Source organism: Xanthomonas sp. WHRI 6108, from assembly GCF_040202385.2.
In the GTDB taxonomy this organism is placed as follows: Bacteria; Pseudomonadota; Gammaproteobacteria; order Xanthomonadales; family Xanthomonadaceae; genus Xanthomonas; species Xanthomonas arboricola.
This window is the reverse complement of the sequence record NZ_CP168198.1, coordinates 4654331-4678715: the sequence shown is the minus strand read 5'-3', so window position 1 is coordinate 4678715 and position 24385 is coordinate 4654331. Positions and strand designations below refer to the sequence as shown.

General features: G+C 63.6%; 16 protein-coding genes, 2 tRNA genes, 3 rRNA genes and 2 other RNA genes. 16 read left to right on the top strand and 7 right to left on the bottom strand.

Features of this window, described 5'->3' with window-relative positions:
* Positions 1–119: 119 nt before the first annotated feature.
* From ABQ039_RS19645 to bphP, 3 genes are all read left to right on the top strand, one after another.
* Complete coding sequence (locus ABQ039_RS19645) at positions 120–1385, top strand: TCR/Tet family MFS transporter (protein ID WP_024939648.1); 1266 nt, start codon at positions 120–122, stop codon at positions 1383–1385.
* A gap of 99 nt (positions 1386–1484) precedes the next feature.
* Complete coding sequence (locus ABQ039_RS19640; protein ID WP_349778321.1) at positions 1485–2078, top strand: biliverdin-producing heme oxygenase; 594 nt, start codon at positions 1485–1487, stop codon at positions 2076–2078.
* A complete protein-coding gene (gene bphP / locus ABQ039_RS19635) occupies positions 2075–3976 on the top strand; it encodes a bacteriophytochrome BphP (RefSeq protein WP_184515036.1) in 1902 nt (633 codons plus the stop codon). The genes ABQ039_RS19640 and bphP overlap by 4 nt, the downstream gene beginning before the upstream one ends.
* 39 nt (positions 3977–4015) lie before the next feature.
* Here bphP and ABQ039_RS19630 read toward each other — a convergent pair.
* Positions 4016–4086, bottom strand: a non-coding RNA gene (locus ABQ039_RS19630) — sX9 sRNA.
* A 54-nt stretch (positions 4087–4140) separates the two neighbouring features.
* Positions 4141–5316, bottom strand: a complete 1176-nt coding sequence (locus ABQ039_RS19625) for a benzoate/H(+) symporter BenE family transporter (protein WP_349778322.1) — start codon at positions 5314–5316, stop codon at positions 4141–4143.
* Positions 5317–6136: 820 nt separating this feature from the next.
* Here ABQ039_RS19625 and ABQ039_RS19620 point away from each other — a divergent pair.
* The 8 genes from ABQ039_RS19620 to ABQ039_RS19585 all read left to right on the top strand — a co-directional run bounded on the left by ABQ039_RS19620 (position 6137) and on the right by ABQ039_RS19585 (position 15370).
* A 16S ribosomal RNA gene (locus ABQ039_RS19620) occupies positions 6137–7683 on the top strand.
* A gap of 92 nt (positions 7684–7775) precedes the next feature.
* Positions 7776–7851: transfer RNA gene (locus ABQ039_RS19615), tRNA-Ala, on the top strand.
* A 19-nt stretch (positions 7852–7870) separates the two neighbouring features.
* Positions 7871–7947 (top strand) — tRNA-Ile (locus ABQ039_RS19610).
* A gap of 227 nt (positions 7948–8174) precedes the next feature.
* A 23S ribosomal RNA gene (locus tag ABQ039_RS19605) occupies positions 8175–11055 on the top strand.
* Positions 11056–11167: 112 nt separating this feature from the next.
* Positions 11168–11282 (top strand): 5S ribosomal RNA (rrf, locus tag ABQ039_RS19600).
* Together the 16S, 23S and 5S rRNA genes with 2 tRNA genes alongside form the textbook arrangement of a ribosomal RNA operon.
* 314 nt (positions 11283–11596) lie before the next feature.
* On the top strand, positions 11597–12412 hold the full coding sequence (gene mutM / locus ABQ039_RS19595) for a bifunctional DNA-formamidopyrimidine glycosylase/DNA-(apurinic or apyrimidinic site) lyase (protein WP_349778629.1): 816 nt from the start codon (positions 11597–11599) through the stop codon (positions 12410–12412).
* Between the two features lie 184 nt (positions 12413–12596).
* On the top strand, positions 12597–13700 hold the full coding sequence (locus ABQ039_RS19590; RefSeq protein WP_349778630.1) for a DUF4380 domain-containing protein: 1104 nt from the start codon (positions 12597–12599) through the stop codon (positions 13698–13700).
* Between the two features lie 68 nt (positions 13701–13768).
* On the top strand, positions 13769–15370 hold the full coding sequence (locus ABQ039_RS19585) for a glucan biosynthesis protein (protein ID WP_102256379.1): 1602 nt from the start codon (positions 13769–13771) through the stop codon (positions 15368–15370).
* 147 nt (positions 15371–15517) lie between these two features.
* On the opposite strand, the gene ABQ039_RS19580 is transcribed toward ABQ039_RS19585, so the two are convergent.
* Positions 15518–16762: a GAF domain-containing sensor histidine kinase gene (locus ABQ039_RS19580; protein ID WP_024937659.1), complete on the bottom strand. Its 1245-nt coding sequence runs from the start codon at positions 16760–16762 to the stop codon at positions 15518–15520.
* 206 nt (positions 16763–16968) lie between these two features.
* A complete protein-coding gene (locus tag ABQ039_RS19575; RefSeq protein ID WP_024937658.1) occupies positions 16969–17634 on the bottom strand; it encodes a thymidine kinase in 666 nt (221 codons plus the stop codon).
* A 113-nt stretch (positions 17635–17747) separates the two neighbouring features.
* Between ABQ039_RS19575 and rep the strand changes: the two genes are divergently transcribed.
* On the top strand, positions 17748–19724 hold the full coding sequence (gene rep, locus ABQ039_RS19570; protein ID WP_349778631.1) for a DNA helicase Rep: 1977 nt from the start codon (positions 17748–17750) through the stop codon (positions 19722–19724).
* A gap of 63 nt (positions 19725–19787) precedes the next feature.
* On the top strand, positions 19788–20378 hold the full coding sequence (locus ABQ039_RS19565; protein ID WP_184611647.1) for a GNAT family N-acetyltransferase: 591 nt from the start codon (positions 19788–19790) through the stop codon (positions 20376–20378).
* Positions 20379–20382: 4 nt separating this feature from the next.
* Here the strand turns inward: ABQ039_RS19565 and ABQ039_RS19560 are convergent.
* Positions 20383–20458: non-coding RNA, sX9 sRNA (locus ABQ039_RS19560), on the bottom strand.
* A gap of 70 nt (positions 20459–20528) precedes the next feature.
* Between ABQ039_RS19560 and ABQ039_RS19555 the strand changes: the two genes are divergently transcribed.
* Positions 20529–21563 (top strand): DUF4272 domain-containing protein, encoded by a 1035-nt coding sequence (locus ABQ039_RS19555; RefSeq protein ID WP_349778632.1) that lies wholly within the window; start codon positions 20529–20531, stop codon positions 21561–21563.
* A 132-nt stretch (positions 21564–21695) separates the two neighbouring features.
* Here ABQ039_RS19555 and ABQ039_RS19550 read toward each other — a convergent pair whose 3' ends face one another.
* Positions 21696–22364 (bottom strand): YceH family protein, encoded by a 669-nt coding sequence (locus ABQ039_RS19550; RefSeq protein WP_104575882.1) that lies wholly within the window; start codon positions 22362–22364, stop codon positions 21696–21698.
* Positions 22365–22422: 58 nt separating this feature from the next.
* Entirely contained in the window at positions 22423–22629 is a 207-nt protein-coding gene (locus ABQ039_RS19545; protein ID WP_184611652.1) for a hypothetical protein, read from the bottom strand.
* A gap of 16 nt (positions 22630–22645) precedes the next feature.
* Here ABQ039_RS19545 and ABQ039_RS19540 point away from each other — a divergent pair, with 16 nt between their 5' ends.
* Together ABQ039_RS19540 and pyrF are read left to right on the top strand one after the other, a co-directional pair.
* The gene (locus tag ABQ039_RS19540) at positions 22646–23611 is read left to right on the top strand and encodes a 5'-nucleotidase, lipoprotein e(P4) family (protein ID WP_184611654.1); all 966 of its coding nucleotides are present in this window, start codon (positions 22646–22648) and stop codon (positions 23609–23611) included.
* A complete protein-coding gene (gene pyrF, locus ABQ039_RS19535; RefSeq protein WP_184611656.1) occupies positions 23608–24339 on the top strand; it encodes an orotidine-5'-phosphate decarboxylase in 732 nt (243 codons plus the stop codon). Before ABQ039_RS19540 ends, pyrF begins: the two co-directional genes overlap by 4 nt.
* The last annotated feature ends 46 nt before the right edge of the window (positions 24340–24385 follow it).

Genomic DNA, 24385 nt, shown 5'->3' with positions numbered 1-24385 from the left:
CCGCAGGAGAGGGGCTTTCAGTGAGGGGGACCTTGGGCGTATCAGGCGACAGCTCATCCCCCCAACTGCGTCACCCGGTCCACCGCTACACTCGCCGCTTCGCCCCACTGCGCAGCGCGATGTCCCTCCCAGCAGATTCCGCTCCCGCCACGGGCCGGCGCCGCGCCGCGCTGATCTTCATCTTCATCACCGTGCTGATCGACGTGCTGTCGTTCGGCGTGATCATTCCGGTGCTGCCGGATCTGGTGCGCCAGTTCACCGGGGGCGACTACGCCGTCGCCGCCGGCTGGATCGGCTGGTTCGGCTTTTTGTTTGCCGCCATCCAGTTCGTCTGCTCGCCGCTGCAGGGCACCCTGTCCGACCGCTACGGCCGCCGCCCGGTGATCCTGCTTTCCTGCCTGGGGCTGGGCCTGGACTTCATCCTGATGGCGGTCGCCCATTCCCTGCCGATGCTGCTGCTGGCGCGGGTGATCTCCGGGGTGTGCTCGGCCAGCTTTTCCACCGCCAATGCCTACATCGCCGACGTCACCCCGGCCGACAAACGCGCCGGCGCGTTCGGCATGCTTGGCGCCGCGTTCGGTATTGGTTTTGTCGCCGGGCCTTTGATCGGCGGCTGGCTGGGCAGCATCGGCCTGCGCTGGCCGTTCTGGTTTGCCGCCGGGCTGGCGCTGCTGAACGTGCTGTATGGCTGGTTCGTGCTGCCCGAATCCTTGCCTGCCGAACGCCGCACGCCACGCCTGGACTGGTCGCATGCCAACCCGCTCGGCGCGCTCAAGCTGCTGCGCCGTTATCCGCAGGTGTTCGGCCTGGCCTCGGTGGTGTTTCTGGCCAACCTGGCGCACTACGTCTATCCCAGCATCTTCGTGCTGTTCGCCGGTTATCAATACCACTGGGGCCCGCGCGAGGTGAGCTGGGTGCTGGCCGGCGTCGGCGTGTGCAGCATCATCGTCAATGCGCTGCTGGTCGGCCGGCTGGTGCGCTGGCTGGGCGAACGCCGTGCGCTGCTGCTGGGTCTGGGCTGCGGGGTGGTCGGTTTCGTCATCTACGGGCTGGCCGACAGCGGTACCGCGTTCCTGATCGGCGTGCCGATCAGTGCGTTCTGGGCGATCGCCGCACCGGCCGCGCAGGCCTTGATCACCCGCGAGGTCGGCGCCGATGCGCAGGGCCGCGTGCAGGGCGCACTGACCAGCCTGGTCAGTCTGGCCGGCATCGCCGGTCCGCTGTTGTTTGCCAACGTGTTCGCCTGGTTTATCGGCACGGGCGCACCGCTGCATCTGCCCGGCGCCCCCTGGTTGCTGGCGGGTGTTCTGCTTGCCGCAGGCTGGGTCATGGCCTGGCGGCGGGCGGGGCGAGGGGCCGGCACGGCCCCCGCAGCACAGGGATGATGCCAACCTATTCAGCTTGTGCTCGCGCCCGCTTTATCTGATTTGCGCAGTCACTGCTAGGCTGATGCATTCCGTGCTGCGGCACCGCCTCCACTCATTATGTGTCCTGACACCCTGGCTGTTCCGCCCTCGGCCGCGCTCGCGCTGCGCCATGCCACGCAGGACGCCCACCGCCTGGTCGAGACGGTTCCGCTGATGCAGGCGCTGGGGCAGGGGCGGGTCGATCGCGCTGCCTACACGCTGATCCTGCGCCGGCACCATGCGCTGCTGGCCGGCTTCGAAGCGCAACTGAGCGACTGGCTCAGCACCCTGATCGGCACCGGCTGGCAGTACCGCCGCCGCGTCCCGGCCCTGCGCGAGGACCTGCACACGCTCGGGCAGCCGCCACAGCCGCCCATCGCGGCGCCTGCGGCCGGCAACGATGCCGCGCGCTGGGGCATGCTCTACGTCATCGAAGGCTCGCAGCTCGGCGGGCGGATGATCGCGCGCACCTTGCGCAAGCAGCAGCCTGCGCTGGCTGACGCCTTGCGCTATTTCGAACTGGCCAACGACGACCCGGCCGGCTGGCGCCGTTTCCAGGCCTTGCTCGACCAACGCCTGGACACCTCTTCCGCGCGCGAGGCCGCCATTGACGGTGCGCAGCGCATGTTTGCCCACTTCCACACCTGTCTTGCAGCGGAGCCGCGCCCGTGAATCAGCCCACCGAACCCCTGGATATGGATGTCTGCGCGCGTGAGCCGATCCATATCCCCGGCCTGATCCAGCCGTATGGCGTGCTGCTGGTGATCGAGCCGGCCGACGGCCGTATCGTGCAGGCCAGCACCACCGCCGCCGACCTGCTCGGTGTACCGCTGGCCGAGCTGCTGGGCATGGTCTACACGCAAGCGCTGGAACTGCCCGGCGAGCAGCCATTCGCGGTGGAGGACCAGGCGCAGCACCTGCTGCATGCCGACGTGCGCTTTCCCCTGCGTGCAGCACCCACCGAGCACCCCTGGGTGGCCGCCTGGCATCTGTATCCGGAGCAGTGGCTGGTGGAAATCGAGCCGCGCGACGCACGCCTGATGGACGTCACCCTGCGCGAAGCGCTGCCGCTGCTGCGCAGCATCGAGCGCGATCCCGGCATCGCCGAAGCCGCCGTGCGCGCCGCCAAGGGGCTGCGCAGCATGATCGGCTTCGACCGGGTGATGGTGTACCGCTTCGACGAAGAGTGGAATGGCGACATCATCGCCGAAGCGCGCCAGCCCGAGCTGGATGCCTATCTCGGCCTGCATTACCCGGCCACCGACATCCCGGCCCAGGCGCGCGCGCTGTACCTGCGCAACCGCGTCCGCCAGATCGCCGACGTCGGCTATCGGGCCTCGCCGATCGAACCCACCCTGCATCCGCGCCTGGGCACCCCGGTGGACCTGAGCGATGTCAGCCTGCGCAGCGTCTCCCCGGTGCATCTGGAATACCTGGCCAACATGGGCGTGACCGCCACGCTGGTGTCCTCGATCGTCGTCAACGATGCGCTGTGGGGGCTGATCGCCTGCCACCACTACAGCCCGCACTTCACCAGCCACGCCATGCGCGATGCCACCGATGCGGTGACCCGCGCGCTGGCCGGGCGCATCGGCGGATTGCAGGCGGTGGCGCGTGCGCACATGGAATCGGTGCTGCTCACCGTGCGCGAGAAGCTGATCACCGATTTCAACGACGCCGACCAGATGACCGTGGAAATGCTCGCCGACATGGCGCCCGACCTGATGGACGTGGTCGACGCCGACGGCGTGGCGATCTTCCATGGCGGCGAGATCAGCCGGCATGGCAGCACCCCGGACGCGGCCGCGCTGCGCCGCATCCGCGACCACATCGAATCCGAACACCACGATGCCCTGCGCGAAGATGCGGTCGGCGCCCTGCATGTGGATGCGATCGGCGAGGTGTTCCCCGAGCTGGCCGACCTCGCCCCGCTGGCGGCCGGTTTCATTTTCGTGCCGCTGATGCCGCAGTCGCGCAGCGCCTTGCTGTGGACCCGCCGCGAGCAGGTGCAGCAGGTCAAATGGGCCGGCAATCCGCAGCTGGCCAAGCTGCAGGACATTCCCAATTCGCGCTTGTCGCCACGCAAGAGCTTCGACCTGTGGCAGGAAACCGTGCGCGGTCGCGCGCGACGCTGGTCGCCGCTGCACCTGGAATCGGCGCGCAGCCTGCGCGTGCTGATCGAACTGATGGAGCGCAAGCGCTTCCAGCAGGATTTCACCTTGCTCGAAGCCTCGCTCTCGCGTCTGCGCGATGGTGTGGCCATCATCGAACGCGGCACCGCGGACGCGCACCGGCTGATGTTCGTCAATCCGGCCTTCGCAGAACTCAGCCAGACCGAAGTGGCCGACCTGATCGGTTGCGACATCCTGTCCCTGCTGGCCAGCGATGCCGCCCCGTCCAAGGTGGAGCTGCTCGAAGACGCGCTGCGGCAAGGGCGCGCCGCCTATGTCACCCTGCCGCTGCGCGCGCAGGGCGGCGCGCCGGTCTACCGTCAGTTCCATCTCGAACCGCTGCCCAGCCCCAATGGCGTCACCGCCCACTGGCTGCTGCAGCTACGCGACCCCGAATAACCGCAACCCGCAACCGAATCGCCTGCCGCGGCCAGCAGTGGCTGACAAAACGTCGCGAGCAGTCGCCAGCGGGGTGCGGACGGCGCGGAAATACCGCAGTGTTGAGGACTCCGCGCACCGGCCGCGCCCGCCTGGCGGTGCGCGCCGTCGTTTTGATCGCTGCCCTAGGCCCGCGGTCGCAACACCAGCAAGGTGATCGTTCCGGCCACCAGGCCCCAGAACGAGGCGCCGATCCCGCCCAGCGTCAGTCCCGATGCGGTCATCAGGAAGGTGATCAAGGCCGCTTCGCGCTCGCTGTCCTGCTGCAATGCGGCCGCCAGACTGTTGCCGATCGTGCCCAGCAAGGCGATCCCGGCGATGGCCATCACCAGCTCGCGCGGAAAGGCGGCAAACACCGCCGCCACGGTCGCGCCGAACACGCCGATCAGCACATAGAACACGCCCGCGCTCACCGCAGCGGTGTAACGCCGCGCCGGATCCTCGTGCGCTTCGCGGCCCATGCAGATCGCCGCAGTGATGGCCGCCAGGTTCAAGGCATAGCCACCGAACGGTGCCAGCAGCGTATTGACCACTCCGATCCAGCCGATCGTCGGCGAGATCGGCACCGCGTAGCCGGAAGCGCGGATCACCGCCACGCCCGGCACGTTCTGCGAGGCCATGGTGACCACGAACAACGGAATCGCCAGCCCGAACAACGCCGCCCACGACAACGACGGCACCACCAGCACCGGCCGGGCCAGTTCAAGCTGCACGCTCTTCCACTGCATCAACCCGCTGCCGGCCGCAATCGCCACGCCGACCAGCAAGGTCGCGATCACCGCATAGCGCGCAAACCAGCGCCGCCCGGCCAGATAGGCCGCCAGCATCGCCAGCGCCAGCCACACCTGGCTCTGCATCGCCACGAACAGGTCCAGCCCGAAGCGCAACAGCACCCCGGCCAGCATGCCCGAGGCCAGCGAGATCGGAATGCGCCGGATCGCCTTCTCAAACAAGCCCGAGAAGCCGGCCAGCATGCCAAGCACCGCCGCCAGCACAAACGCGCCGACCGCCTCGCGCAATGGCACCCCGGCCGCACTGCCGATCAACATGGCCGCACCCGGCGTGGACCATGCCGTTACCACCGGCACCCGGTAGCGCAGCGACAGCCCGATGCAGGTCACGCCCATGCCGATGCCGAGCGCCCACATCCACGAGGCGATCTGCGCCTGATCCGCCCCCAGGTGACGCGCCGCCTCGAACACGATCACCGCAGAACTGGCAAAACCCACCAGCACCGTGACAAAGCCCGCGGCAATCGCAGGCAGGGACAGATCGCGAAGCAGGCTGCGTAAGGGAGACATCGGGTGCTCTCTATCTAGTGCATGCATTCTTACCGAGCACGCCGATGATCGATAGCGCAGCACCTTGCGTGGTCGGCTCTCTATCGACGCTCTTGTTGCCCTGCCTGGAAAGCACGGCGTCGCAGCGATGCGGACACACGGTCCTATGACCTTGATAGAGACCAGGCCGATACACCGCAAACACCGCAAAGTGCGTGGAATCAGGCCTGGCGCATGGACGCAATGACGTCCGTGTCATGCCAGTGTCAAAAAGTGCTTGCACTTCTGCACAGTCTCGATAAACTGCGCGGCCTCGCTCAGGACGGCGGCGCTTCTCGAAGCATCGCAACAACGAACGGGGCGAATCGGAAACATCACAAGGTGTTGACGAAACGAAAAAGCCGGCTATGATGGGCGGCTCGCTACACGGAAAGACGCTACGGCGGATTGAAGTGCAGCGGCGGCAACTTCCTCTTCACGAGGGGTTGACGAAGATGAAAAGCCTGCTAATATGGCCGGCTCGCTTCGCAGAAAACCTTCGGGTCGAAACGAAGCAGCGTCAACCACCTCGAAATGAGGTGTTGACGGCAAGAAAAAGTCCGCTATAATGGGCGGCTCGCTTCGACGGAAACGACGAAGCTGACGGGAACGGCGCTGAGGCCACTTCCCAATGTTCTTTGACAGTGTGCGCAGGTAATTTGTGCGGACGCCTGCAGGAAGGATGATTGTCCATCTTGCAGACGTTTAATCAAAATGCAACATATTAATTGCTTTGCAAGCGATAAGTTGCCAGTGGTTGAACTTCTGCAGCTAAAGTAATTTGCCTTCGGGCATGTAATTTTAAGTGAAGAGTTTGATCCTGGCTCAGAGTGAACGCTGGCGGCAGGCCTAACACATGCAAGTCGAACGGCAGCACAGTAAGAGCTTGCTCTTATGGGTGGCGAGTGGCGGACGGGTGAGGAATACATCGGAATCTACTCTTTCGTGGGGGATAACGTAGGGAAACTTACGCTAATACCGCATACGACCTACGGGTGAAAGCGGAGGACCTTCGGGCTTCGCGCGATTGAATGAGCCGATGTCGGATTAGCTAGTTGGCGGGGTAAAGGCCCACCAAGGCGACGATCCGTAGCTGGTCTGAGAGGATGATCAGCCACACTGGAACTGAGACACGGTCCAGACTCCTACGGGAGGCAGCAGTGGGGAATATTGGACAATGGGCGCAAGCCTGATCCAGCCATGCCGCGTGGGTGAAGAAGGCCTTCGGGTTGTAAAGCCCTTTTGTTGGGAAAGAAAAGCAGTCGGTTAATACCCGATTGTTCTGACGGTACCCAAAGAATAAGCACCGGCTAACTTCGTGCCAGCAGCCGCGGTAATACGAAGGGTGCAAGCGTTACTCGGAATTACTGGGCGTAAAGCGTGCGTAGGTGGTGGTTTAAGTCTGTTGTGAAAGCCCTGGGCTCAACCTGGGAATTGCAGTGGATACTGGGTCACTAGAGTGTGGTAGAGGGTAGCGGAATTCCCGGTGTAGCAGTGAAATGCGTAGAGATCGGGAGGAACATCCGTGGCGAAGGCGGCTACCTGGACCAACACTGACACTGAGGCACGAAAGCGTGGGGAGCAAACAGGATTAGATACCCTGGTAGTCCACGCCCTAAACGATGCGAACTGGATGTTGGGTGCAATTTGGCACGCAGTATCGAAGCTAACGCGTTAAGTTCGCCGCCTGGGGAGTACGGTCGCAAGACTGAAACTCAAAGGAATTGACGGGGGCCCGCACAAGCGGTGGAGTATGTGGTTTAATTCGATGCAACGCGAAGAACCTTACCTGGTCTTGACATCCACGGAACTTTCCAGAGATGGATTGGTGCCTTCGGGAACCGTGAGACAGGTGCTGCATGGCTGTCGTCAGCTCGTGTCGTGAGATGTTGGGTTAAGTCCCGCAACGAGCGCAACCCTTGTCCTTAGTTGCCAGCACGTAATGGTGGGAACTCTAAGGAGACCGCCGGTGACAAACCGGAGGAAGGTGGGGATGACGTCAAGTCATCATGGCCCTTACGACCAGGGCTACACACGTACTACAATGGTAGGGACAGAGGGCTGCAAACCCGCGAGGGTAAGCCAATCCCAGAAACCCTATCTCAGTCCGGATTGGAGTCTGCAACTCGACTCCATGAAGTCGGAATCGCTAGTAATCGCAGATCAGCATTGCTGCGGTGAATACGTTCCCGGGCCTTGTACACACCGCCCGTCACACCATGGGAGTTTGTTGCACCAGAAGCAGGTAGCTTAACCTTCGGGAGGGCGCTTGCCACGGTGTGGCCGATGACTGGGGTGAAGTCGTAACAAGGTAGCCGTATCGGAAGGTGCGGCTGGATCACCTCCTTTTGAGCATGACGTCATCGTCTTGCGGGCGTCCTCACAAATTACCTGCATTCAGAGATTCATACCGGCACAGGTCGGTATGCGAAGTCCCTTTTGGGGCCTTAGCTCAGCTGGGAGAGCACCTGCTTTGCAAGCAGGGGGTCGTCGGTTCGATCCCGACAGGCTCCACCATATTGAGTGAAAAGACTTCGGGTCTGTAGCTCAGGTGGTTAGAGCGCACCCCTGATAAGGGTGAGGTCGGTAGTTCGAGTCTACCCAGACCCACCACTCTGAATGTAGTGCACACTTAAGAATTTATATGGATCAGCGTTGAGGCTGATACATGTTCTTTTATAACTTGTGACGTAGCGAGCGTTTGAGATATCTATCTAAACGTGTCGTTGAGGCTAAGGCGGGGACTTCGAGTCCCTAAATAATTGAGTCGTATGTTCGCGTTGGTGGCTTTGTACCCCACACAACACGGCATGTAGCTCCGAGGCAACTTGGGGTTATATGGTCAAGCGAATAAGCGCACACGGTGGATGCCTAGGCGGTCAGAGGCGATGAAGGACGTGGTAGCCTGCGAAAAGTGTCGGGGAGCTGGCAACAAGCTTTGATCCGGCAATATCCGAATGGGGAAACCCACTGCTTCGGCAGTATCCTGCAGTGAATTCATAGCTGCTGGAAGCGAACCCGGTGAACTGAAATATCTAAGTAACCGGAGGAAAAGAAATCAACCGAGATTCCCTAAGTAGTGACGAGCGAACGGGGAGCAGCCCTTAAGCTGGAATGGCTTTAGAAAAACAATCTGGAAAGATTGGCCATAGAAGGTGATAGCCCTGTATTTAAAAGGGCCACTCCAGTGAAGACGAGTAGGGCGGGGCACGTGAAACCCTGTCTGAATATGGGGGGACCATCCTCCAAGGCTAAATACTCCTGACCGACCGATAGTGAACCAGTACCGTGAGGGAAAGGCGAAAAGAACCCCGGAGAGGGGAGTGAAATAGATCCTGAAACCGTGTGCGTACAAGCAGTAGGAGCTCGCAAGAGTGACTGCGTACCTTTTGTATAATGGGTCAGCGACTTACTGTTCGTGGCAAGCTTAACCGTATAGGGGAGGCGAAGGGAAACCGAGTCTGATAAGGGCGCATAGTCGCGGGCAGTAGACCCGAAACCGGGTGATCTAGTCATGGCCAGGGTGAAGGTGCCGTAACAGGTACTGGAGGCCCGAACCCACGTCTGTTGCAAAAGACGGGGATGAGCTGTGATTAGGAGTGAAAAGCTAATCGAACCCGGAGATAGCTGGTTCTCCTCGAAAGCTATTTAGGTAGCGCCTCGGACGAATACTACTGGGGGTAGAGCACTGTTATGGCTAGGGGGTCATCGCGACTTACCAAACCATTGCAAACTCCGAATACCAGTACGTACTATCCGGGAGACACACGGCGGGTGCTAACGTCCGTCGTGAAAAGGGAAACAACCCAGACCCACAGCTAAGGTCCCAAATTCACTGCTAAGTGGAAAACGATGTGGAAAGGCATAGACAGCCAGGAGGTTGGCTTAGAAGCAGCCACCCTTTAAAGAAAGCGTAATAGCTCACTGGTCGAGTCGGTCTGCGCGGAAGATTTAACGGGGCTAAGCAGTGAACCGAAGCTTGGGGTGCATAAAACTTGTTTTATGCGCGGTAGAGGAGCGTTCCGTAAGCCTGCGAAGGTGGATTGAGAAGTCTGCTGGAGGTATCGGAAGTGCGAATGCTGACATGAGTAACGATAATGCGGGTGAAAAGCCCGCACGCCGAAAGCCCAAGGTTTCCTTGCGCAACGTTAATCGACGCAGGGTTAGTCGGTCCCTAAGGCGAGGGCGAAAGCCGTAGTCGATGGGAAGCAGGTTAATATTCCTGCACCTCGCGTGAGTGCGATGGAGGGACGGAGAAGGTTAGGTGTACCGGGCGTTGGTTGTCCCGGGGAAAGGCGGTAGGTTTGGATCTTTGGCAAATCCGGGATCCTTTAAGACCGAGCACCGAGACGAGCCTTTATGGCGAAGTCACTGATACCACGCTTCCAGGAAAAGCTCCTAAGCTTCAGCTCACGAAGACCGTACCGTAAACCGACACAGGTGGGTAGGATGAGAATTCTCAGGCGCTTGAGAGAACTCGGGTGAAGGAACTAGGCAACATGGCACCGTAACTTCGGGAGAAGGTGCACCCTTTTTGGTGGCTCATGCGAGCTATAGCTGAAGAGGGTCGCAGAAACCAGGCCGCTGCGACTGTTTATCAAAAACACAGCACTCTGCAAACACGAAAGTGGACGTATAGGGTGTGACGCCTGCCCGGTGCTGGAAGGTTAATTGATGGGGTCAGCCGCAAGGCGAAGCTCTTGATCGAAGCCCCAGTAAACGGCGGCCGTAACTATAACGGTCCTAAGGTAGCGAAATTCCTTGTCGGGTAAGTTCCGACCTGCACGAATGGCGTAACGACAGCGGCGCTGTCTCCACCCGAGACTCAGTGAAATTGAAATCGCTGTGAAGATGCAGCGTTCCCGTGGCAAGACGGAAAGACCCCGTGAACCTTTACTATAGCTTTACACTGAACGTTGAGTTCGTCTGTGTAGGATAGGTGGGAGGCTATGAAACTGTGGCGCTAGCTGCAGTGGAGCCATCCTTGAAATACCACCCTGTCGTGCTTGACGTTCTAACCTAGATCCGTTATCCGGATCAGGGACCGTGTATGGTGGGTAGTTTGACTGGGGCGGTCTCCTCCTAAAGAGTAACGGAGGAGCACGAAGGTACGCTCAGCGCGGTCGGACATCGCGCACTGTGTGCAAAGGCATAAGCGTGCTTGACTGCAAGATCGACGGATCAAGCAGGTACGAAAGTAGGTCTTAGTGATCCGGTGGTTCTGTATGGAAGGGCCATCGCTCAACGGATAAAAGGTACTCCGGGGATAACAGGCTGATACCGCCCAAGAGTTCATATCGACGGCGGTGTTTGGCACCTCGATGTCGGCTCATCACATCCTGGGGCTGTAGTCGGTCCCAAGGGTATGGCTGTTCGCCATTTAAAGTGGTACGCGAGCTGGGTTCAGAACGTCGTGAGACAGTTCGGTCCCTATCTGCCATGGGCGTTGGAAGTTTGAGAGGGGCTGCTCCTAGTACGAGAGGACCGGAGTGGACGAACCTCTGGTGTTCCGGTTGTCACGCCAGTGGCATTGCCGGGTAGCTATGTTCGGAAGCGATAACCGCTGAAAGCATCTAAGCGGGAAGCGCGCCTCAAGATGAGACTTCCCGGGGCACAAGCCCCCTAAAGGAACCATATAGACTATGTGGTTGATAGGTCAGGTGTGTAAGTACAGCAATGTATTGAGCTAACTGATACTAATGATCCGTGCGGCTTGACCATATAACCTCAAGTTGCCTTGGTCCCAACGAACGTTGGTAGATCACCAAACGCAAGCTACGTCACAAGTTACCTATGCGAGACGAGCGCTATCAAGCGCTGCTCCAACCGTCTCCCTGGTGAAATTAGCGCTGTGGAACCACCCGATCCCATCCCGAACTCGGAAGTGAAACGCAGCTGCGCCGATGGTAGTGTGGCTCAAGCCATGCGAGAGTAGGTCATCGCCAGGGGCTTTACCCGAAACCCTCAGTCCAACAGGACTGAGGGTTTCTTTTTGTGCGAAATTTAAGCCACCTGGCCAAAGCCAAAGCCAAAGCCAGAGCCAGAGCCAGAGCAAAGCCAAAGCCAAAGCCAAAGGCAGAGCTGAAGCCGAAGCCAAAGCCGAAGCCAGAGGCAAAGGTCCGAATCTCACCACGGCACTCGGACGCTCTAGGCGCAATCGAGCACCGTAACGAGACTGGGGCGACGAGCTGGATTTACTGCCGTTGGCCACCATATTGAATCGGTGTCGGTGCACCGCCGGCCTGGCCAATTGGAGACCTGCATGCCCGAGCTGCCCGAAGTCGAAACCACCTTGCGTGGACTGGCTCCGCATCTGGTCGGCCAACGCATCCATGGCGTCATCTTGCGACGCCCCGACCTGCGCTGGCCCATCCCCGAGCAGATCGAACGCTTGTTGCCCGGCGCGACCATCACCGATGTGCGTCGCCGTGCCAAATACCTGTTGATCGATACCGATGCCGGCGGCAGCGCGCTGCTGCATCTTGGAATGTCCGGAAGTCTGCGCGTCTTACCCGGCGATACCCCGCCGCGGGCACACGATCATGTGGATATCAGCCTGGAAAATGGCCGTGTCCTGCGTTTCAACGATCCGCGTCGGTTTGGTTGCCTGTTGTGGCAAAACGATACGCACGTACACGATCTGCTGGCGGCACTTGGCCCGGAACCATTATCGAATGCATTTACTGGCGATTATCTGCATGCACTGGCGAATGGCCGGCGCGCGGCAGTGAAAACCTTTCTGATGGATCAGGCGGTCGTTGTCGGCGTGGGAAATATCTATGCGGCAGAAAGCCTGCATCGTGCCGGAATCAGCCCATTACGCGAAGCGGGCAAAGTGTCATTGGACCGTTACCGGCGCCTGGCCACGGCAGTGAAAGACATCCTCGGCTACGCCATCCAGCGCGGCGGTACCACGCTGCGCGATTTCATCAGCCCGGACGGGGCGCCCGGTTACTTCGAGCAGGAACTCACGGTGTATGGGCGCGAGGGTGAAACCTGCAAGCAGTGTGGACGTGTGTTGAAACACGCCACGATCGGGCAACGTGCGACGGTGTGGTGCAGCAATTGCCAACGTTGAACGCCGGCCAGGTGACCCACGCTGATCGAAACACCAGCCTCCAGTTCTGCGTCAGCTACGACAGCTGGCGAGTAGCCCTCGGGTAACAGCAAACGGCGCGCTTGGAGCCACAGTGGCCAATTGCTTGATGGTGCGTTGCCGTGCATCGCGCCACAATCGTGAGGTCCTGCGATTGGAGTCGTCCATGCCTGCCTCACTGCGCTACTTTATGCCGATCATGCTTGTGGGTGCATCAGCGTTGCTGCTGGCAACAGGCGCATGCGCGGATGAGCTTGCGTCCAGCACCAAACCTGCAGTTGAGCGCATCCAGTTGCACAACGGGGTTGTTGAACTCAGTGCCACGTCCGCGTTCGGTGGGCGCGTACTGTCCTTCAATTTGCGTGGACAACCCAACGTGTTGAAGACAGGCGAGGCGGTCGATCAGCAGCCCGCGCCAGAAGTGTCCGCGACTGCAGGCGATATCCCGTATCTCGGCCACGATGTCTGGGTGGGGCCGCAGAGTCAGTGGTGGATGCACCAACAGGTCAACCCGACACGCAAGGCGGCCACTGCGGTCTGGCCACCGGATCCGTATCTGTCGTTGGCAACCACACGTGCAGTCACACGTAGTGGGGATCAACTGATCCTGGAAGGCGTGCCAAGTCCGGTCACCGGCGTGCAGCTACGCAAGCGCGTGGCTCTTTCATCGACACGTGCCGATACCGTGGAGGTGGAGGCCACCGCCCGCAATATCCGCAGCGAGTCCATCGCCTGGGATCTGTGGTTCAACACGCGTGTCGCGGCGAGCACGCGCGTATTCGTACCGGTTGCCGACGCGGCAGACATTCGCCTCCAGCCGCCGACCGAGGCCGGCACGGTTGCGCCGGCCTACCGGCATCACGGCGGCGTGTTTGCATTGCGTGCCGATGCACGTCAGGACGGGCTGATTCAGCGCGGCAAGGTGTTGTTGCAGCCTTCGGCAGGCTGGATGGCAGGCTTTGCGGGCGACCAGGTGCTGGTGATCCGCTTTGCGCACCAGCCGCTGTCCGCGATCCATCCGGAGCAAGGGCAGGTGGAGCTGTATCTGGACGCGCCGCCGCAGCATCCCGAGCGCGGACTGCTGGAAATGGAAGTGCACGCACCGTACCGGCAGCTGGCGCCGGGCGAGCGCATGCAGGCGAACGAGCAATGGACCTTGCTGCGCTATACCGGACCCGACGCGCAGCAGGCGCAACACCAGTTCCTGTGCAGCAAGGCGCAGGAGCTGCAACTGACCAATGCGTGCGCGCCTTCGTCTGCCGCGCCCTGACCTCCGCATTCACCTCCGTGCCGAGCTGTGGCTATGATGGCGGCCATTCCCTGAGCAGACCGATGCGCATGCAACGACGCCACTTCCTGAAGAATGCCGCCGCCGCATTGGCCGCGCTCGGTTTGCCGGCGCTGCCGCAGTGGGCGTTGGCGGCCAAGGCCGTTGGACTGCGTCGCCTGGGGCAGCCGCAGCCGTTCGACTATGGCTGGCTCAAGGGGCAGGCGCGTGCCTTGGCCACGGCGCCTTACAAAAGCCATAAGCAGCTGCTTCCGGGGTCGTTGGAGGCGTTGAACTGGGATCAATACCAGTCGATCCGCTACCGCCAGGACCATGCGCTATGGGCGGACGGCAACGGCAAGTTCCAGGCGAAGTTCTTCCATCTGGGGCTGTATTTCCACACCCCCGTGCATATCTACGACATCGTCGATGGCCAGGCGCAGCAACTTGCCTACGACCCGGCGGCGTTCGATTACGGCAGCAGCGGGCTGGGCGGCAAGCAGCTGCCCAAGGACCTGGGCTTTGCCGGGTTCCGTCTCAATACGCGCAAGGACACCGATCGCGATTTCTCGGCCTTCCTGGGCGCGAGCTATTTCCGCGCGGTCGGCAAGGAAGGCCAGTACGGACAGTCGGCGCGAGGGCTGGCGATCGACACCGGCACCGGCGGGCCGGAGGAGTTTCCGGACTTCATTGCCTATTACCTGGAGCAGCCGGCCGACGATTCGAACACCGTGGTGGTGTACGGGCTGCTGGATTCGCCCAGCGTTGCCGGTGCGTATCGCTTTGCCATCACCAATGGCGAAGTGCTGGTGATGGAGATCGACAGCGCGCTCTACCCGCGCAAGACCATCGAGCGATTGGGGATCGGTCCGTGCACCAGCATGTATCAGGTCGGCGAAAACGATCGCCGCATGGACTGGGACTGGCGGCCGGAAATCCACGACACCGACGGCCTGGCGATGTGGACCGGCGGCGGCGAGTGGATCTGGCGGCCGCTGTGCAACCCGCCGCAGCTGCGCTTCAACATGTTCGTCGACGAGAATCCGCGCGGATTCGGCCTGTTGCAGCGCGATCGCAACTTCGATCATTACCAGGACGACGGCGTGTTCTACGAGAAGCGCCCCTGCCTGTGGGTTGAACCCAAGAACGGCTGGGGCAAGGGCTCGGTGCAACTGGTCGAGATTCCGACCGTGGACGAGACCTTCGACAACATCGTGGCGTTCTGGAATCCGCAGGACAAACCGCAGCCGGGGCAAGAGTTGCTGATGGGGTACCGGTTGTATTGGGGTGCGCATCCGCCGGCCAGCTCGCCGCTGGCGCACTGCGTGGCCACGCGCACCGGCCTGGGCGGCATCGTCGGGCAGAAGCGCAGCCATTTCTCGTGGCGGTTTGCGGTGGATTTTGCCGGGGGCGAACTGGCTGCGTTGGTCAAGGACCCGAAAGCCAAGGTCGAGGCCATCCTCCAGGTGTCGCGTGGCAGCACCGAGATCGTGTCGGCGCGTCCGCTGCATGAGCTCAAGGGCTACCGGGCGATGTTCGACCTGGTGCCGCCGGATGACAGCACCCGGCAGATCGATATCCGCCTGTTCCTGCGCGCCAACGGCAAGCCGCTGACCGAAACCTGGCTGTACCAGTGGACGCCGCCGCCGGCGAGCGAGCGCAAGGTCTACTAGCGCACAGGGACGTCGCGCGACCGATAAGGTGGGCGACTGTCAGGCAGGTGCGGATGGCGCAGTGACGACAGGCCGCCGATTTCGAATGGCGAGCGCAGCTGCGTTACAGCCGCACAGTCGCGGATGCGGCGCCCAGGCGCCGCGGACTCAGGCCGACGTCGAGCTGTTGACCAACTGCATGCGCGCACGCGGGCGCACGCAGGCCAGGTCCACCCGGAAGCAGGTGCCGTCCTTGCCGCTGAGAATGCGCAGTTCGCCTTGATGGGCCCGGGCGATCTGGGCGGCCATGTGCAGGCCCAGATCCACTTCGGGCAAGGCGCGTCCACCGGTGTGCACGTGGGTGGAGGCCTGCAGCACGTCGAGCCGGCGCGGATCGATCCCGTCCAGATTGCAGACCTCGATGCGCAGGCGGCCCTGCTCGGTGACCGCGACCGCCTTGATCAGCGAACTCTGTTGCCCCTGCACCACGGCGTTGATCATCAGGCTGCCGAACATCTGCGCCAGGCGCACCGCGTCGCCATGCACCGGCTCGTCGATGGCCACATGCGTGGACAGCACCTGGTTCGGATACGCGGCGCGGGTTTCGTCGACGACCTGCGACAAGGCATCGAGCAGATCGCTGCCGTTGCCGTAGTCCAGCTGCAGCCAGTCGCGTTCGATGCCGCGCGCGAAATCGTTGGCGAAGTCGATCAGTTCTTCCATGCGCCGCAGGCTGCGCTGCATCGACCGGATCGCGCCGCCCTGGCGCTGGTTGAGCGGGTCGATTGCCAGCATGTCCACCACCGCATGCATGGACTGCAGCGGGTTGCGCAGATCGTGGCCAAGGATGCCGATGAACTCTTCGCGCAGGCGCGCGGAGGCGCCGATACGCCCCAGTTCGCTGCGTGCGCGCCGCGATTCCTGCGCGCTCTCTTCGGCGCGTTGTTCGGCCTGGATCTGCGCTGCCAGCAGTTGCGCTAGCAGCTCGACCTTTTCCACCATCGGCGCGTCCATGACGCGCGGCAACGGGTCCAGCGCGCACAAGGTACCGAACACGCTGCCGTCGTCGAACTTGATCGGCACCGAGACATAGCTTTCGAAGCCGTACAGCCGCGGCGTGGGGTGGTCGCGGAAGACCGGGTGCTCGGAGGCATGGCCGAACCACAACGCGTTGCCCTGGGTGCGCACGCTGTCGCAGAAGGTGGTGACCAGGGGCAGCTCGTCGCCGGGCGCCAGGCCGAACGACAGCTCGTCGCGGACCTGGCAGGTGATCCAGCGCGTATCGGTCACGCGCGCAACAGCCGCGAACCCCATGCCGGTCAGACGGGTGAGAATGGTCAGGACATCCGGGACCGACGATAGCCGGCCAACACGCGCGATATCTGCGCGTAACTCGGGAGGAAGCGGACCCATGAATTGCCTCCCGACAAGTGGATGGTCGCCAGTTTACAGGACTGCGGTTGCGCCTGGTTGCGCGTGGATCGCTGCAACGGCACCGCAACGATACGCCTGTTGATATGTAGCGGAAATACAGCGGCGATCGAATGCCTGCAGGGGTTTAGCGGCGCATCACACGTGCATACCGGGGCAATGCGTCGACAGCGTTTCGGCTGAATTCTTCAGCCCGTCCCCGTGCCGGTTTCCCTGTCCGACGAGCCCGCTGGCGGTAGCGGCAGTGCGATCTGCAGCGGGTCGATGCGGCCTTCGCCACGCATGATCTTCTTGAACTCGGCGCGGCTGACCGACACGTAGCGCTCGTTGCCGCCGATCTCCACCTGCGGGCCGTCCTGCACCGCGTGGCCTTGTGCATCCACGCGCACGGTCATGGTGGCCTTGCTGCCGCTATGGCAGATGGTCTTGATCTCCTCCAGCTCGTCGGCCCAGGCCAGCAGGAACTGGCTGCCCTCGAACAGCTCGCCGCGGAAGTCGGTCCGTAGGCCGTAGCACAGCACCGGAATGCGCAGGCGGTCGACCACCTCGCTCAACTGCCAGACCTGGCCACGGTTGAGGAACTGCGCCTCGTCCACCAGCACGCAATGCAGCGCGCCTTCGGCCTGGATGTCGCGTTCGATCAGTTGCTGCAACTCGGTGCCGCGATCGAAGGTGCGCCCGTCCGCGCGCAGGCCGATCCGCGAGGCCACCACGCCGCTGCCGGCGCGGTGATCGAGCTTGGGCGTGAGGATCAAGGTGCGCATGCCGCGTTCGCGGTAGTTGTGCGCCGACTGCAGCAAGGTGGTGGTCTTGCCGGCATTCATTGCCGAATAGTAGAAGTAGAGCTTGGCCATCGGTGGATTTTACCGGGCCGGGCGGCCGGCGGTGACGGCCATCTGCATGAACCGGTGGCGCAGGCCTGCCCGGCGCGGCGCCGGTACAATGGCCTGCTCTGTTGGAAGCCTCTATGCACGGTCTCAATCCCCCGCAAAGCGCCGCAGTGCTGCACTGCGAAGGTCCCTTGTTGGTGCTGGCCGGTGCCGGCAGCGGCAAGACGCGCGTGATCGTGGAGAAGATCGCGCACCTGATCGCCACCGGCCGCTATCCGGCCAAGCGCATCGCCGCGATCACCTTCACCAACAAGTCGGCCAAGGAAATGCGCGAGCGTGTGGCCAAGCGCATCCGTGGCGATGGCGCCGATGGCCTGACCATCTGTACCTTCCACGCGCTGGGGCTGAAGTTCCTGCAGATCGAGCACGCCGCTGCCGGCTTGAAGCGCGGCTTTTCGATCTTCGATTCCGACGATGCCGCCGCCCAGATCAAGGACCTGATGCACGGCGCCAAGCCCGATGCGATCGAAGATGCCAAGAACCTGATCTCGCGCGCCAAGAACGCCGGCCTGTCGCCCGAACAGGCGATGGCGGCGGCACGCAGCAACCGCGAAAAGGAAGCCGCCAGCCTGTACGAGCGCTACCAGGCGCGGCTGACCACCTTCAACGCGGTGGACTTCGACGACTTGATCCGCCTGCCGGTGCAGATCCTGGAGGCCAACGAAGAGATCGTGATGGGCTGGCGCGAGCGCATCGGCTACCTGCTGGTGGACGAGTGCCAGGACACCAACGATGCGCAGTACCGGCTGTTGAAAATGCTGGCCGGGCCGCGCGGCAACTTCACCTGCGTGGGCGACGACGATCAGAGCATCTACGCCTGGCGTGGCGCCAATCCGGAAAACCTGCAGCAGATGGGGCGCGATTATCCGGCGCTGGAAATCATCAAGCTGGAACAGAATTACCGCTGCTCCAACCGCGTGCTGCGTGCAGCCAATGCCTTGATCGCGCACAACCCGCACGAGCACTTGAAGACCCTGTGGAGCGATCAGGCCGACGGCGAGCGCATCCGCGTGTGGGAATGCCGCGATAGCGAGCACGAAGCGGAAAAGGTCGCTGCCGAGATCTCGTTCCTGGGTACCGCCAAGCAGGTGCCGTGGAGCGATTTCTGCATCCTGTTTCGCGGCAATTTCCAATCGCGGCCGCTGGAAAAGGCGCTGCAGCTGCTGCGCGTGCCGTATCACCTGACCGGCGGCACTGCGTTTCTGGAGCGGCAGGAAGTCAAGGACGTGCTGTCGTGGTTGCGGCTGATCGTCAACCCCGAAGATGACGCGGCGTTTTTGCGCGCGGTGCAGTCGCCCAAGCGCGAGGTCGGTGCGACCTCGCTGGCGCGGCTGGCCGAGCTTGCCAGTGCGAAGTCGGTGCCGATGTCGCGCGCGGCCGAGTCGATGGGCGCGCTGCAGCACCTGCCGGCGCGTGCGGCCAATGGCCTGAGTGCGTTCACCGACATCCTGCGCGATATGCGCGAGCATTCGGCCAGGCTGCCGGCGGGGGAACTGGTGCGCATGCTGGCCGACAAATCCGGCCTGCTCAACGACCTGCGCAACCAGTCCAAGGACGAAACCGGCTTCCAGCGGCGCAAGCGCAATCTGGACGAGCTGGCCGAGTGGTTCGAAGGCGGCCCGCGTGGTGCAAGTGCCAGCGATCTGGCCGCGCAGCTGGCGCTGTTGTCGCGCAACGACAAGGACGATGGCGGCAACCAGGTACGCATGATGACCATGCACGCGTCCAAGGGCCTGGAATTCCGTTATGTGTTCATCGTCGGCTGCGAGGACGGCGTGCTGCCGCATGAAGTGAGCCTGGAAGAAGGCAACCTGCAGGAAGAGCGCCGGCTGCTGTATGTGGGCATCACCCGCGCCAAGGAACAGCTGTGGATGAGCTACAGCAAATTGACGCGCAAGTTCGGCGAGCATGTGCGGCTCAAGCCCAGCCGCTTCTTCGACGAGATCCCGGCCGAAGAATTGCAGCGCGATGGCGCCGACCCGGTGGCCGATGCCGAGCGCAAGAAAGAGCGCGCCAGCGCGGGCTTGGCGGCGATCCAGGCGTTGTTCGACTAGCGGTTGTTGCGTACCGCGCAGGCTTGCCAGCGACACGCCTGCACGGCAGTCTGGTTTGCCCTGATGCCGGAGTGCGCCGTGACTGTCGTGATCGAAACCCCGCGTTTGCGCCTGCGGACATTGGATCCCGAGCGCGATGCCGACGCAGTGCTGACGCTGGTCAACGACCCCGGTTTCATCGCCGGCATCAACGACCGCGGTGTGCGCACCCGCGAGCAGGCGCGTGATCATCTGCGTGAGTGGGCGCAGGCGCACCGGGAAAAATACGGCTTTGCGCACTGGGCGGTGGAGACGCGCGCCGAAGGGGCGTTTGCCGGCACATTGGGGTTGTTGTGCCGCGATACCTTGCCGGTGCCGCATATCGGCTTTGCATTGCTGCCCGAGCATCGCGGCAAGGGCTATGTCAGCGAGGCCGGGCGCGCGGTGCTGGACCATGCGCGCGATGTGCTGGGGTTGCCGCAGCTGTGCGCGATCGTGTCGCCGGACAATGCCGATTCGATTCGCGCGCTGGAAAAACTTGGGTTGCAGCGGCAAGGCCTGCGCGTGTTGAGCCAGGAGGACCACCCGGTGCTGTATTACACGATCGCGCTCGCTCCGGCCGACATGGACAGCCGGGCAGGCCTGCGGCACCCTGGCGGCGACTCTTACCGCTGAACGCGGCCGACACAACGCAGCAAACAGTCGTCAGCGGGGCGGGCACGGCGCGCAGGCACTTCGGTGGACGAGCGGCGCAGCGACTCCGCACCGCACCTGCCTGGCGATAAGCGCCGTCGTTGTGTCCGTCGCCCCAACAAGGACACTTGCATGCCATTGCTGGTCAACGCCTATTCCACGCTGCGCGAGCCGTTGTGGCCGGATTTCCTGCCGCGCGCCGCCGTGCAACACCGCGACCAAGCCGATCCGGAATTGGCAACGCATCTGCATGGCTTCGTCGGCTACGTAAGTCAGGCCGGCGACGGCCAGATGACCCAGCCGCGCTATCACCTGATGCGGCATGTGCAGCGGGTGCGCCAGCACTTCACCTTCGAGGTCGACGATGCGGCTTTCGGGGAATTGGCGCAGTGGGCCGAGCAGGCCAACGCGGTGTGTTTCCTGGCCGATGGCAGCGTGCGCGACCCGCAGGGGCGTGTGCTGATCAGCCAGGGCGAGCCCGCGCTCGATGACCAGGCGCAGGTGCCGTATCCGCCGGATGCCTTGCAGCGGCGTGCGCAGCAACTCGCGCAGCTGACCGCGCAAGGCATCCGCGTGCCACCCAGCCTGCCGCCGGTGCCTGGCGAGGCCGAAGCGCGGGTGCGCGATGTGGCGGCGGTGACGCAGCGCATGCTGGCATTGTTTGCGGTGGCCTTGCGCGCGGAGATGCTGGCCGCCGGCGATACGCCACCCGGGTTGGAAGAGATGGACGCCCGCCTGCCCGGCGTGGCGGTGGCACTGTCGCCGCAGGAGCGCGCCTTTTTTGCCCAGCCTGCGCCGGAGCCGCAGCAGCTCGCCAACTTCGGATGGCGCTACGAGAGCCTGGCCGTGCTGCAGTGGGCCCTGGGGCTGGCCGAGGCGCTGCCGGAGCCGACCAGCCTGTGCGATGTGCCCCTGGCTGCCCAGCGCGCGCTGGAGCATGCTGAGGCCGCGACGCGGCCGTTGCTGACGCTACGGCCGGTGCCCGAGCTGCTGGATGCGCTGGACCGGCACTTGCGCCTGCATTGGGCGGTGCGCCAGGCCGGCCAGAGCGAGCAACCGCCACCGGCCGGCATCGTGCCGGGCGTGGTCTACGAGCGTCACTACACCCTCAACTGGCTGCTGCACTTCGAAGACGCCGACTGGGACGAGGTGGATACGCCGACGTAAGCGGGCCGGCCGCAGGCTGCGCCGTCACTGCGCGGCAAGCGCGTCATCTGGCGGTCTGGCTGGTCGTTGCGTGCTTTGCGCTCCGCGCAGGCGTCGATGTGAAGCGGGCATCTCCAGGAGCGAACCGTCGCCCTAGGCGCCAGCCGCCTCCAGGCGCGCCTGCACGGCGGCCAGTGCATCCTGCAGCTCGGCGACGGTGGCTTCCAGCGTTTGTACGCGCGCTTCAAGCTCGCTGCTGTCGGCACTGCTGCGAGGGCCTGGCGCAGCGCGTGCCGCCGCGGCCTGCAACGCCTCTACGTCCAGCTCGCCGCTGAGCAGATGCGCATAGCGGTCCTCGCGCTGGCCGCTGGCACGCGGCAGTTGCACCGCCAGGCCGCGCTGGATCAGCCGGTCCAGATGGTGGCGCACGTCGTCGGCATCGTTGAAGCGCGCCAGCCGCTCGCTGCGCGCGAACAGCTCGCCCAGCGTCTGCGGGCCGCGCAGCAGCAGCAGGCCGATCAGGGCCACCTGCTGGCGGGTCACGTCCAGCACGCTGCCCAGCCGGTGCTCGTAACGCTCGGCGCGCGAGGAGAACTGCTGGCGGACCAGCCCCAGGGTTTCGAGTTGACGCAGGGCGTGATGCACCACGCCGGTCTGCAGGTTCAGCACCGGCTCGCGTGCGGTCTTCTGGTTGGCGGCCACCTGCGCGGCATTGACCGTGAGCGGATACGCATCCGGCGTGGTCGCCTCTTTTTCGATCAGGCAGCCAAGCACGCGGGCCTGGGCGGTATCGAGGACGGGCGGGGAAGGTGCATCTGTCATGGGGGCGACTCCGGGGCAATCAGCTCACAAGCATATGCCGATCCTGCATCGGCGTTCTTCAGACCGCGATCCCGTGCAGGGCAGCCAGAGCGGCAACGGGATCGAAGCGGCCGTCAGTCGTCGCAGGCGCATGAGGCACGCGTGCAACGCCAGCAAATCCCACGGTGACCACGTCGCCGTGCGTGCGCACGTGCCGCTGCCCGCAGCACTGCTGTCGGCCGGAGCGGGCGGGGCGGCGCGAACCCGTTAAAATCGCGGTCTTCATTGCCGCTCCTGTCCTGGTGGATGCCATGCGCCCCTCGCTTTACGCACCGTTGTCCCTGCTCGCCTGCACTGCGCTGGCCCTGAGCGCCTGCAAACCCGGCGACAAGGAGCTCGCGCAGCGCGCGCAGGACGCCGCCGTGTCCGCCAATGCGGCCGCCGGCGCCGCCGCAGCCAAGACCGCCACGCCGCCCGCAGCCGCCACCGTGCCGGCCGGCGACGACAACCTCAACGCAGTGTTGTGGATGCAGCGCTCGGAGGAATACCGCGCCGTGGCCGAGCAGACCTACCGCGCCGCTGCCGATAAGCTGGACGCGGCGCTGAAGCAGCCCATCTGGGACGCGCTGGTGCCCGAGGAACGCGGCAATGCCGCCACCGGGCTGAAGCCGGCGGTGGTGCTGGACGTAGACGAGACGGTGCTGGACAACTCGCCGTACCAGGCGCGCCTGCTGCGCGACGGCAAGGAATACGACGAGCTGAGTTGGGACCAGTGGGTGGCGGAGAAGAAGGCCACCGCGATCCCGGGCGTGGTGGATTTCGCCAAGGCCGCCAACGCCCGCGGCATCACCCTGGTCTACATCTCCAACCGCGCCGTGCACCTCAAGGACGCCACGCTGGCCAACCTGCGCAGCGTCGGGCTGCCGGTGGCCGATGACAGCGTGTTTCTGGGCCTTGGCACCGTGGTCCAGGGCTGCGAGCAGAACGGCAGCGAGAAGAACTGCCGGCGCCAGTTGGCCGGCCAGAAGTACCGCGTGCTGATGCAGTTCGGCGACCAGTTGGGCGACTTCGTGCAGGTCACCGCCAACACCGGCCAGGCGCGTGGCGCGCTGCTGCAGCAGTACCACGACTGGTTTGGCGAGCGCTGGTGGATGCTGCCCAACCCCAGCTACGGCGGCTGGGAGCCGGCGCAGTTCAACAACGATTACGCCCAGCCCTGGCAGCAGCGCCACGATGCCAAGCGCGCCGCGCTGGAGGTGGCCCGATGAGCCGCGCCCCGTTGCCGCTGGCCGCGCATGAGCGGTTGATCTTTGCGCTGGATGTGCCCGGCCACGACGAGGCGATCGCCTGGGTCGACCGCCTGGGCGAGTCGGTGTCCTTCTACAAGATCGGCATGGAACTGCTGGCCTCCGGCGAGTATTTCCAGGTACTCGACGCCCTGGCCAGGCGCGACAAGCGCGTGTTCGTGGACCTGAAGTTCTTCGACATCCCGGCCACCGTGGCCGGCACCATCCGCCGCCTGGCGCAGTGGCCGGTGAGCTATTGCACCGTGCACGGCTGGCACGCCGGCATGCTGCAGGCCGCCGCCGAGGCCAACCACGGCGACATGCGCCTGCTGGCGGTGACCGTGCTGACCTCGATGGGCCGGCCGGACCTGGCGGCGATGGGCATCGACCGCGAACCGGTGGAGGTGGTGGTGGAGCGCGCGCTGGCCGCGCAGGCCGCCGGCATCGACGGGGTGATCGCCTCCGGCCAGGAGGCCGGCCCGATCCGCAGCGCCACCGGCGCAGGGTTTTCGATCGTCTGCCCCGGCATCCGCCCCCGCGGCCCGGTCGGCGACGACCAGCAACGCACCGTGGGTGTGGCGCAGGCCTTCCACGACGGCGCCGATGCCATCGTGGTTGGCCGGCCGATCCGCCTGGCTGCCGATCCGGCCGCTGCGGCGAATGCGATCCAGGCCGAGATTCGTACTGCATTGGGGCAACGTCACGAGTAAGGCGGCTGCGGTTTCTTGCGACCTCGCAAGATGCGAAATGCGATAG